The sequence below is a fragment of the Coleofasciculus sp. E1-EBD-02 genome (assembly GCF_040218245.1).
Taxonomy (GTDB): Bacteria; Cyanobacteriota; Cyanobacteriia; order Cyanobacteriales; family Coleofasciculaceae; genus Coleofasciculus.
This window is the reverse complement of sequence record NZ_JAVJQN010000145.1, coordinates 1-9,810: the sequence shown is the minus strand read 5'-3', so window position 1 is coordinate 9,810 and position 9,810 is coordinate 1. Positions and strand designations below refer to the sequence as shown.

8 protein-coding genes and 1 pseudogene are annotated in these 9,810 nt (G+C 47.5%); 7 read left to right on the top strand and 2 right to left on the bottom strand.

Annotated features, from left to right (window positions below; genetic code table 11):
* The first annotated feature begins 103 nt into the window (after nt 1-103).
* The 5 genes from RIC07_RS23005 to RIC07_RS22985 all read left to right on the top strand — a co-directional run bounded on the left by RIC07_RS23005 (nt 104) and on the right by RIC07_RS22985 (nt 5,141).
* Nucleotides 104-1,282 carry an RRXRR domain-containing protein gene (locus RIC07_RS23005; RefSeq protein ID WP_446396542.1) on the top strand — a complete coding sequence of 393 codons (1,179 nt, stop codon included), beginning with the start codon at nt 104-106 and terminating at the stop codon, nt 1,280-1,282.
* Nucleotides 1,283-1,396: 114 nt separating this feature from the next.
* Nucleotides 1,397-2,128 (top strand): DUF502 domain-containing protein, encoded by a 732-nt coding sequence (locus tag RIC07_RS23000; protein ID WP_446396541.1) that lies wholly within the window; start codon nt 1,397-1,399, stop codon nt 2,126-2,128.
* Nucleotides 2,129-2,221: 93 nt separating this feature from the next.
* Nucleotides 2,222-2,866 (top strand): transcription antitermination factor NusB, encoded by a 645-nt coding sequence (nusB, locus tag RIC07_RS22995; RefSeq protein ID WP_446396540.1) that lies wholly within the window; start codon nt 2,222-2,224, stop codon nt 2,864-2,866.
* 124 nt (nt 2,867-2,990) lie between these two features.
* Nucleotides 2,991-4,718: a signal recognition particle-docking protein FtsY gene (gene ftsY / locus RIC07_RS22990; protein ID WP_446396539.1), complete on the top strand. Its 1,728-nt coding sequence runs from the start codon at nt 2,991-2,993 to the stop codon at nt 4,716-4,718.
* 171 nt (nt 4,719-4,889) lie between these two features.
* Entirely contained in the window at nt 4,890-5,141 is a 252-nt protein-coding gene (locus RIC07_RS22985) for a hypothetical protein (protein WP_446380798.1), read from the top strand.
* Between the two features lie 96 nt (nt 5,142-5,237).
* On the opposite strand, the gene folB is transcribed toward RIC07_RS22985, so the two are convergent.
* Nucleotides 5,238-5,600 carry a dihydroneopterin aldolase gene (gene folB / locus RIC07_RS22980; RefSeq protein WP_044208635.1) on the bottom strand — a complete coding sequence of 121 codons (363 nt, stop codon included), beginning with the start codon at nt 5,598-5,600 and terminating at the stop codon, nt 5,238-5,240.
* Between the two features lie 342 nt (nt 5,601-5,942).
* Here folB and bicA point away from each other — a divergent pair, with 342 nt between their 5' ends.
* Nucleotides 5,943-7,691 carry a bicarbonate transporter BicA gene (gene bicA, locus RIC07_RS22975; RefSeq protein WP_446396538.1) on the top strand — a complete coding sequence of 583 codons (1,749 nt, stop codon included), beginning with the start codon at nt 5,943-5,945 and terminating at the stop codon, nt 7,689-7,691.
* A gap of 522 nt (nt 7,692-8,213) precedes the next feature.
* Nucleotides 8,214-9,602 (top strand): cation:proton antiporter, encoded by a 1,389-nt coding sequence (locus tag RIC07_RS22970; RefSeq protein ID WP_446396537.1) that lies wholly within the window; start codon nt 8,214-8,216, stop codon nt 9,600-9,602.
* A 35-nt stretch (nt 9,603-9,637) separates the two neighbouring features.
* Here RIC07_RS22970 and RIC07_RS22965 read toward each other — a convergent pair.
* A pseudogene (locus RIC07_RS22965) lies at nt 9,638-9,810 on the bottom strand (RNA-guided endonuclease TnpB family protein); the annotation flags it as partial.

Sequence of the window (9,810 nt, the reverse complement as noted above, 5' to 3'; positions counted from 1 at the left end):
GGTTTAAATGTAGGTTCAGGAATCTCTGAACACCCTCTAATTCCAGGACACACCCTTACCAATGCCTTAAGAGACGTAAACATTACACGAGTGGATTATATCTATGAATCGTGTTCCAGTAATCAGCAAAGAAGGAAAACCTCTGATGCCCACCAAGCCCTCCAGGGCTAGACGGTGGGTGTCCGAAGGGAAAGCAGTGGGGAGGTGGTCAGACCTGGGCGTCTACTATGTCCAGCTAACCACACCACCATCGGCTAAGGAGGTGCAGCCAATCGCTGTTGGAGTCGATCCGGGTAAGTCTTATTCCGGTGTCGGTGTCCAGTCGGCTAAATGCACCCTGCTACAACTACACCTTATTCTCCCGTTTGGGCGGGTCAAAAAACGGATGGAAACTCGCGCCATGTTACGACGGGGACGACGGGGACGGCGGATTAACCGGAACGTTCCGTTTAAGCTGCGTAACCACCGCCAATGCAGGTTCGATAATCGCAAACAGTGTAAACTCCCCCCATCCATTAAAGCCTCACGGCAACTGGAGTTAAGGGTAGTTACGGAGTTGGCGGCTATCTTCCCGGTGACGGCGATTGGTTATGAGCGGGTTAAAGCCGACGTAGACTTTTCCAAACGCAAACGCGCCAAGTCGGGCAAGGGCTTCTCCCCGGTGATGGTTGGTCAGAATTGGGCAATATCCCAGATGAAAAAAATCGCCCTTCGACAAGCTCAGGGTATCACCCCTGTCTACGTCCGACACGGTTGGCAAAAGGATGGGAACGGTACATCCCAACTCCGAACCCAATTAGGGCTAGAGAAGGATAGGGCGAACAAGTCCATAGCTAAACCCGAGAGCCACGCAGGTGATGGAGTGGCGTTAGCTTGTGGATATTTCATCAAGTATGTCCCATTTACTGGCTTTAACTCCCACGGTTACACCCACTTTGGCAGCGTTAACGTGACCGCTTCCCCGTTTAAAATCATCACCCGTCCTGGTGCAGTTAAGCGGGGGAAAGAGTATGGATTCTTTCGCCGTCAATTGCACTTTGAAGTCCCAAACAAGTCGGGGGTTAGAAAACCAAAAGGTATCCACGGAACAGTTGAGGGTTTTCGTGCTGCCGATTTGGTTAAAGCTACAAAATCAGGTATTAGTGACGTTGGCTATGTCGGGGGATATTCTCCCAAAGCTAAAGTGTTTGCCGTCTACGATTGGCAATGGAAGCGAATTGGTTTATTTTCACCCAAAAAAATGGAATTAATTCGCAGATCTAATGGTTTATGCGTGGCTTGATAATTGGTAGTGTGAGGGGTTCAAAACCCCTCACACTACCCGCTATCCCTCCCCGCCCTACTTCGTGGAGGACGGGGATACCCGCGAATTTGTTGTAAGGAGAGTCAATACTCTGTGATCCAACGCTTCAAGCAGGACTTAAAAAACGACCTAATCGCCGGTCTCCTGGTAGTGATTCCCCTCGCTACCACAATCTGGCTGACGATTACCATCGCCAATTGGGTGATCAATTTTCTCACCCGTATCCCTAAGCAACTCAACCCCTATAATAACCTCCACCCCATTTTGGTCAATCTCTTGAATTTACTGGTCGGGCTAACCGTGCCCCTCCTGTGTATTCTACTGATTGGCTTAATGGCACGTAATATTGTCGGGCGGTGGTTGCTGGATGTAGGGGAACGAGTGTTGCAGGCAATTCCCCTGGCTGGATCAGTCTATAAAACACTCAAACAGTTATTGGAAACCTTGCTTAAGGATTCCAGCAGTAAATTTCGGCGAGTGATTTTGGTAGAGTATCCGCGTCAGGGAATGTGGGCGATCGCCTTCGTCACGGGGACAGCAACGGGTGAAATTCAAGGCAAACTCAACGACACCATGTTGAATATTTTTATCCCCACCACTCCGAATCCGACCACCGGATGGTATGCTATTGTGCCGGAAACGGAAGTGATTAATCTTTCCATGTCCATCGAAGATGCCTTTAAGGTACTAATCTCTGGTGGAATTGTTGGACCGAGTGAATCCATGGGTGTACCCCTCCAGATGCCATACGGCAAGACGAAGCGAGAGCAACCTCTATCCGATATGCTGCAACAGCAGATGTTACCCACGGAAGAAAGTTCCTAGTAATTAGGGATTGGGGAAGAGGTTATTGATGTACATAGCTAGCTTCTTTTCGGGAGCTAGTAAAACAAAGGACAAAGGACAAAGGACAAAACCATGCAACCCCGCAGAATTGCTCGTGAACTGGCACTTTTAGGTCTCTCTCAGATGTCCCGTGAACCGGAACAGCTTGATGAAAAACAACTGAGCCAGATGGTATTAGTCGCCGTGAGGACTCTAACCGATGAAATTAACGAAGCCTTAGAAACAGCCTCAGCCGAACTCAAACGCGGGAGCGATCGCCTTCTCGGTAGTGAAACCCGTGCGATCGACGTGCGAAGTTCCAAAACGATGGTTGCTGAAGCCATTGAACTGACCCAGAAGGCGATTAACCGTATCGGTGTCGCGGTAGAAATCCCGGAAATGATTCAGCTTGCTAATCAAGCCGACGTGCGGGCTTATGCGATAGAAATTCTCCAGGCGATTCGTCGTAGGCAAGTCGAAATTGACGAAATACTGGTTAAATCACTTAAAGATTGGCAAATCAATCGCTTACCCCGCATTGACCGCGATATTTTGCGAATAGCGGTGGCAGAAATGGCATTTTTAGGGATTCCTGATCGGGTGGCTATTAACGAAGCCATAGAACTGGCTAAACGCTACAGCGATCAAGAAGGGCATCGATTTGTGAATGGCGTGTTGCGGCGCGTCACTACCTGCATAAATGAGTCGGAGTCTCCAGCTCTAGAAAAGTTCATATAAGTTAAGTAAGTCGGTTAGCCCAGGTGAACGAGGATCGTCATTCGTCCTTTGTCCTTTGTCATACTCGCTTCCCTTGAAAGCAAGCTCAAAACTGACAACTCACAACTATCTCTAATTAGGTGCAATGGTATTTAATTGGTTCCGCCGCCAAGTTGGTAAAAGTGCAGCCTCTTCCGAGGAGAAAGAAGAGAAGCAAGAACAGCAGTCAGCCACTCCCCCGGTTGAATCGCCGAAATCGGAGAGTGAGTCTGCTACTCAGGAGCAATCATCAACAGTTGCTGACGATTATCTGAGTTGGGCAAAAGCGGCTTATACAAACCTGCAAAAGCAGGAGTCAGCGCCCTCAGAAGCTGAAACTGAAGCGCCGGAAGTACAACCTGACACGGCTGAATCTGCCCAGGCTGAACTAACAGAGAGTACAGAAGCCACAGAAACTGCCCCGGAAACGGTGGAAGCAGAGGAAGCGGAGGAAGCTGGGGAAGCGGAGGAAGCAGAGGAAGCGGAGGAAGCGGAGGAAGCAGAGGCAGAAGACATTAGGGTTGAAGCGAGTAGTACCGCCACCTCCCCAGAATATCCTGGGGTAACTGAGGCGGAAACCGACACCGAACAAGTAGAACCTGAAGAAACGGAGACTCCAACGGCTTCAGATACTATAGCCGACGTGGAAACTGACACAGAGGAACCTGAACCTGGGGCGGCTGAAGAATCAGCAACTGTGCCAATTTGGGCAAGGAAATCCGAACGGGAAGAACGACTTAAACGGCTCGAAGCAACGGCAATTGAGACGCCAGAACCGGAATCTGTCGCGCCACCCACAACCCAACCCGAAGCCGAGGCGGATATCGCCTTGGATGAAGAATTTTTGTGGTCAGCCAAAGTCTTAGCCGATCAAGGGCGTACCCCTGAGGATGTCTCCGCTGAGGAAATTAGCTGGCTCAAACAGCTTCGTTCTGGATTGGGCAAAACTCGTCGTGGCTTAGTCAATCAACTCAAGTCTATTGTCGGTCAGGGTCCGTTGAACCAAGACGCCGTGATGGAAATTGAGGCGTTGCTGTTGCAAGCGGATGTGGGTATCGAGGCAACGGATTACATTATTGAAACCCTGCAAGCTAGAATGCGCCAGGAAGTCTTGCCTCCTGAACAGGCGATCGCGTATTTGAAACAAATTCTCCGGGATTTACTGGATAAACCCTGTCGCGAGTCTTACGGTTCCACTTTTTTCCCGGAAAAAGACACCCTGAATATCTGGTTGATGACTGGGGTGAATGGTGCGGGAAAAACCACCACGATTGGCAAACTGGCTCACTTAGCCAATAAATCGGATTACAAGTGTTTGATTGGTGCTGCCGATACCTTCCGGGCGGCGGCGGTGGAACAGGTGAAGATTTGGGGAGAACGCAGTAGCACAGAGGTGATTGCTAATCCGGGCAAGAATACTGATCCAGCCGCTGTGGTATTCGATTCAATCACAGCGGCTAAATCCCGAAATACGGAATTGCTTTTGGTAGACACCGCAGGGCGTTTGCAAAATAAGAAAAATCTGATGGAGGAATTGGCGAAAATTCGCCGGATTATTGACAAAAAAGCACCTGAGGCGAAGGTAGAATCGTTGCTGGTATTGGATGCTACCCTCGGTCAAAATGGTTTGCGTCAAGCTGAGGTGTTCTCGGAAGCGGCAAAATTGAGTGGTGTGGTGTTGACTAAGTTGGATGGTACGGCTAAAGGCGGTGTGGCTTTGGCGATCGTGCAGCAATTGGGATTGCCGATTCGGTTTATCGGTGCTGGGGAAGGGATTGAAGATTTACGTCCGTTCTCAAGTTATGAGTTTGTGGAAGCATTATTGAGTGGATGACGTACCCCAAAGGACAAATGACAAATGACAAATGACCAATGACAAATGACAGAAAAATGAGAAAAATATGTAGTGATGTAACAATAACCGGATCAGATTAAGAAGTATTGCAATAACTTGAACCCGTTGCTATGGTATGCATTGTCCATTTAGCGAATGCTTGTGGGAACTATGAATATCATGCTAAACATTGGCGACTATGCCCATCATCGTTCAACTGGGAACGTGGGTAAAGTTGTAGCTTATGGGCATCAAATCGTAGATGGTGTGTATTTACCCACTCTCAACGTTGAAGTACAGGTAGTCAATGAGAGTGGGAAGAAGAAACGAATATTTATTGAAGACGTGTTTCAGGAATGGATGCAGGTGGAGCAAGGCGTTCATCCAGGGAAGCCGACTGAGACGGATTTAGCGATCGCGTAACGTTGAAAGGAGGCGGGGTGAGGCGTCCTGATTTCTCAACCTCGAAGGATTTTCTGCTACTCACCCGACACCCGACACCCCACACCCCGCACCCGGTCACCCCACACCCGGTCTAGTGATATCAATCGTAATTGTGCCGCCAAAGTCAGGGATAGGAGCAGCAGGTTTACTCAGCCGCACTTGTACTCGCTCGACTCTATCGAGCTTTAACAGAGCATCTGCGATCGCGCTAGCTAATTTTTCCACTAAGGAAACCTTAGAGTTGGCGATCAGTTGCTTAACCGTGTCAATGGCTTGGCGGTAATCCAGAGTGTCTTTAATGTCGTCACTCTCACCAGCGGGAGCTAAATCTAGCCATAACGTCAGATCCACTTCAAACCATTGTCCAAGTACCCGCTCTTCTGGCAGATAACCCGTATAGCCGTAAGACCGAATTTTATTGACCTGTATGCAATCCATTGACAATACCAACTAAACAACTAATACCCAATCTATTTCCCCATCCCGCTTCCCCACACCCCACACCCCACACCCCATACCCCACACCCTGCCTACCTTTGACGCGAGCTTGTCACCCCTTCAGGTTGACACCAATGCGCCATCCCCTCATCCCCTATAAGCATTCTCTCTATGCTTTCTATTGAAAATCCAAATGCAAAGAATGGAGCATCGTCAGTTAATCTAATTGAAGAAATATTAGGAAGCGTTACAAACCTTAACTCTTCCCGGAAAGTATGAGAAAGTGTTGCCAAGACTGAACCCTTCTGAGTACACTGTCGTTCTCTCACTCCTCCAAGCTTAATGCGAATCGTTAATCGTATACATTTTAGAAACCTGCAAGGTGACATATTTGGGGGGATCACCGCTGCGATTATCGCCCTCCCCATGGCATTGGCTTTCGGTGTTGCCTCTGGTGCTGGCGCTGTAGCTGGTCTTTGGGGTGCTGTTTTAGTTGGCTTCTTTGCTGCCCTGTTTGGTGGTACACCCACTCTCATTTCTGAACCCACAGGTCCAATGACCGTGGTCATGACTGCCGTTATCGCTAACCTGACGGCGACGGCGGGTCCAGAGAAGGGTATGGCTATGGCATTTACCGTAGTCATGATGGCAGGGGTATTCCAGATTATTCTGGGTACATTGCGGTTGGGTCGATACGTTACCCTGATGCCCTATACCGTAGTATCTGGATTTATGTCTGGGATTGGATTTATCCTGGTCATCCTGCAACTTTCACCATTTCTGGGACAGGGGAGTCCGAAGGGTGGAGTCCTAGGCACAATTCAAAGCATACCTGAGCTGATTGGGAATATGCAGCCCGGTGAAACGGCTCTGGCGGTTTTAACGGTTGCAATTCTAGTAATACAACCATTGTTATTGCAGTCTGCGCCGCCTAATTTTAAAAAGTTTTTCCCACCGCCCCAGTTAATAGCCCTGGTGGTCGGAACAGTAGTAGCGTTGTTTGTGTTCCCTGAGATGGGGGATATTCGCCGCATTGGTGAGATCCCTCAAGCTTTACCGACTTTACAGGTTCCAACTTTTAGTGCGGCAGAATTCCAAACCATGCTCATCAATGCCTTGGTTTTGGGGATGCTCGGTTGCATTGATGCTCTACTCACCTCCGTTGTCGCTGATAGCTTAACTCGCTCTCAGCATGACTCGAACAAAGAATTAATTGGTCAAGGTTTAGGGAACTTGGCATCTGGGTTATGTGGTGGTATTGCAGGTGCGGGTGCAACCATGGGAACCGTGGTTAATATCCAAACTGGTGCAAGAACGGCTCTATCTGGTTTAACTCGTGCCTTCATTTTGCTGGTCGTCATTTTAGGGGCTGCCAGTCTAACGGCTTGGATTCCGATGGCGGTTCTGGCAGGTATTGCCCTCAAGGTTGGTATAGATATTATTGACTGGGGTTTCCTGAAGCGAGCGCATCAGGTTTCAATTAAGGGCGCCATGATTATGTATGGCGTGATCATCCTGACTGTATTTGTTGACTTGATTGTCGCTGTTGGCGTTGGTGTATTCGTTGCTAATCTCTTGACCATTGAACGTCTCTCCAAACTTCAAGCCAAGGATGTTAAGACGATTACCGATGCCGATGATGCTATCCAGATGACTGATGAAGAGAAAGAACTGATTGATCAAACTGATGGTCGCATCCTATTGTTCCACCTAAGTGGACCGATGATCTTTGGGGTATCCAAGGCAATCTCCCGTCAGCAAAATGCGATGGCAGATCATGATGTCCTGATTGTAGATTTAAGTGATGTCCCTCACTTGGGTGTTACCTCTTCGTTGGCGATTGAAAATTCCATCCAAGAAGCCATTGATAAAGGTCGTCAAGTCTTCATTGTTGGTGCTACGGGTCAGATTGAACGACGCTTGCAAAAATTGGGCATTCTGTCAATGTTACCTGCCCATAATTTGTACGTTGATCGGACAGAAGCATTGCGCCAAGCTGTTGCTGTGGTCAAGAGATATGAACTCCCAGTAAATGGTACATTGTCTACTGCCTATCCCACTCAATCCGATGATGTTGTTATCAGTAACTAAGTGGGTGGACACAATTAAAGTTAACGGTTTAGATGAGGGAACAGGGAACAGGGAACAGGGAACAGTAAATAATGTCCTAACCTGTCTTAGTACCGCTATACAATAAGAAAGAATTGGGAAAAATTATTATAAATATTAAATTTGTAAATTTTATTAATTTTGTCATAAAGACGTATAATTATAGTAAGCATTAAACGAAGTACAATCAGGTTTGTTTTGGCTAATTGACTAAAGACAAACCGTTGTCCAGACCGATAAGGATAGGTCTGTACCAAAAAGCAAATCAAGACGATCTGACAAGAGATTGATTAACTTAGGGTTGTGCAATGAATACTCATTGTATTTCAGCACACTCTGGTCATAAATTCGCTTAGATTCAGATGTTCATGGATTTAGGAAGCCGTTTCAGTATATCGGCTTGAACGAATAGGCTTTGAGGGGCTAAATTTATTTTAATGTCACTAAACCTCAAGAGTAACTTATCAATCTCACAGACTCGAAGATAAACCATAGATGCAGACCATGATTTTTTCAGACCTGATACAACCAATTCCCATATTAGCAACAGCGCCAGAAGATTCGTCTATTGTTCTGGCTGGTGTGTTGCTCAGTTTAGTTATCATTTATATTGCCAGTAAACTGGGCGGAGAGTTATCGAAGGCAGTTGATTTACCGCCAGTTTTAGGTGAATTAGTCGGCGGTGTAGTCGTCGGTGTTTCAGCGTTGCATCTGCTTGTTTTCCCCGAAAGCGGCGCAGTTGCGGCTGATTCCCTACTGATGAAACTGCTGCAATGGATTGGTGATTTAAGCCCAGAGGCTGTCACCAGTGTCTTTGAAACCCAGAGTGAAGTCGTCTCGGTTTTAGCCGAAATCGGCGTGATCATCCTCTTATTTGAGATTGGCTTAGAATCGGACTTACGGGATCTCAAAGAAGTCGGTTACCAAGCCGCAATTGTGGCAATAGTGGGAGTCGTCGCCCCCTTTGCAGCAGGTACAGCCGGGTTAATGTTTTTCTTTAATGTTGCGGCGATTCCAGCGATTTTTGCCGGTGCAGCGTTAACCGCCACCAGTATTGGGATTACGTCCAAAGTTCTCTCGGAATTAGGGCGTCTCAAATCAAAAGAAGGTCAGATTATTGTCGGGGCGGCGGTTATTGATGATGTTTTGGGTATCATCGTCTTAGCCGTGGTTGCTAGTCTGGCGAAAACAGGTGAGGTTGATGTTTTCAACGTTATCTATCTGATTATTAGTGCGACTGTTTTCCTTCTCGGTTCTATTTTCCTGGGTAAGTTTTTCAACCGATCCTTTGTGGCGATCGCGGATAAGTTACAAACGCGAGGACAATTGGTTATTCCGGCGTTTACCTTTGCGTTTTTAATGGCGTTCTTAGCGAATGTAATCCAATTAGAAGCGATTTTAGGGGCATTTGCAGCGGGATTGGTTCTGGATGAAACGGATAAGCGCAAAGAACTGGATAAGCAAGTTGTTCCCATTGCCGATATTTTAGTCCCCATTTTCTTCGTCGCTGTGGGTGCACAAGCCGATTTAGGTGTTCTCAATCCTGCGGTTCCGGAAAATCGGGAAGGATTAGTCATTGCTGTCTTCTTAATTGCCGTAGCGATTATTGGGAAATTGATTACAGGTTGGACATTTATTGGTCAACCCCAAATTAACCGCTTTGCGATTGGGGTTGGTATGATTCCTCGTGGTGAAGTGGGATTGGTATTTGCTGGGATTGGTTCAGCTAGTGGGGTTTTGAGTAAGCCTTTAGAAGCGGCGATTATCATTATGGTGATTCTGACAACATTCTTAGCGCCACCTTTCTTGCGAGTAGCGTTTAAAGGTTCACCAGAGGCGGCAGAAGTTGAAGAGTCTAAAGAAGCTCTGGAAAAAGCAGATTTGTTTGGATAGAGAACTGTAGGCGCACGGCAGTAGTTGACGCTCCCTCACTGAAAGTGAGGGATACTGCGGACAGCGTTAAGTTGTGGCAACTTCCCCAATCGAACTCTCGCTACGGTTGTCAAAGACCGGCTACCCAGTCGATTTAGGTCAATACCTAACTTCCTGGCTACTTTTCTTAAAATGTTGGCGCTACCGTTCAAGTCAGCATTAATCAACA